Raw genomic sequence first — 1554 nt, forward strand, 5'->3', positions numbered from 1 at the left:
GCAGGGGTAAAGCCTGCTACTGTTGCGCTCTGCCCACTAACAACACCTAAATCACTTGCTTTCATACTTCCCAAAGTCATCTCAATTGTTTCATTCGCATTAGAACCAACTTGAAAAGATTTTGTGCCGAAGTTACCATCTAAAAGTTGCTGACCACCAAATGAGGTTGTATCAGCTATGCGTGTTAATTCTGTTTGTAATGCTTCAACTTCTTTTTGCAGTGAATCGCGGTCATCGGCTGAGTTTGAACCATTAGCTGATTGCAGTGCTAGTTCACGCATACGCTGTAGAATATTAGTAGACTCACTCATTGCGCCTTCCGCTGTTTGCGCCATTGAAATACCATCATTGGCGTTACGCTGTGCTACGGCTAAACCATTTACCTGTGAGGTTAAACGATTTGAAATTTGTAAGCCTGCTGCATCGTCTTTAGCGCTGTTGATACGCATACCTGAAGCAAGACGCTCCATAGATGTCGCTAAGCCTTGGCTCGACTTGTTCAAGTTACGCTGAGCATTTAATGAAGATACATTTGTATTTACTGATAAAGCCATGATAAAACTCCTGATTACTTTCGTAATGTTGCTGTTTTGATTTAACCAAGAACTGTCACAATTGTATGTTCAAGCTCCGTACTGATTAAGTTAACGGCAGATGAAAATTTATCTTTAGGCTTTTTTTTAAAAAAGTGGACTTTATTTGCAGAATTAAACTTAAAACACTAATTTTAAACAGCTTTTATTTTTATCTATTTTATAATTTTTTGCTAAAACCGTTTAAATCTTATATTAAAAATGACAAACACAGTGCCGTAAGCGAGATTTTATACCACGCTTTTCATTAAACATCCTACACTTATTTCAGCTTTTTACTTTGGTTTCTCTGTGTAACTCTGCGCATCTCGGTGGTGAAATTGATTTAGACATTAATTACCACAGAGGAGCAAGAGGCGCTGCGCGCTTCACCGAGAAATAAGGAACTTGAGATACAAGAGCGTTAAGTAAATTGCCGCCTACATGCTTTATTGTTACGCGATAAAAAAAGCGCAACCAGTGCGCTTTTCATATATAAAGCTATAACTTTAATTAACCACCTAACAAGCTGATTGCCGCTTGTGGTATTTGATTTGCTTGCGACAAGATTGAGGTACCCGCTTGCTGCAAAATTTGGTTTTTCGTCATTTCTGCCGTTTCAGTTGCAAAGTCAGTATCTTGAATACGGCTACGTGAAGCTGACACATTCTCTTGAATATTCGCTAAATTACTAATCGTATGACCAAAACGGTTTTGAATCGCACCTAAATCGGCACGTTGATCGTCAATTTGTTTCAATGCCGCATCAATTGATTCAAGCGCTGCTTGTGCCCCCGTTCCATCCGCTCCACTTATATCAATCGAACCGACAGCAGTACCACCAATAGCACTATTAACACCACCTAATGTTGCTGCACCAGGAGTGGTATTAAAAGCACCTGCATCACCTGCTATATCACTACCCGCAGTAAAAGCTGTTACTTCATTTGTTGTAGTAAATGTAATTGAACCTGAACCATCA

At 39.4% G+C, this 1554-nt stretch carries 2 protein-coding genes; both read right to left on the reverse strand.

What is annotated here, in order from left to right; all coding sequences use genetic code 11:
* On the reverse strand, nt 1-554 hold a 554-nt coding region (locus PHAL_RS0122540; RefSeq protein ID WP_016710690.1), incomplete at its 3' end, for a flagellin N-terminal helical domain-containing protein.
* A 531-nt stretch (nt 555-1085) separates the two neighbouring features.
* On the reverse strand, nt 1086-1554 hold a 469-nt coding region (locus tag PHAL_RS23450; protein WP_016710691.1), incomplete at its 5' end, for a flagellin.

Source organism: Pseudoalteromonas haloplanktis ATCC 14393, assembly GCF_000238355.1.
Classification (GTDB): domain Bacteria; phylum Pseudomonadota; class Gammaproteobacteria; order Enterobacterales; family Alteromonadaceae; genus Pseudoalteromonas; species Pseudoalteromonas haloplanktis.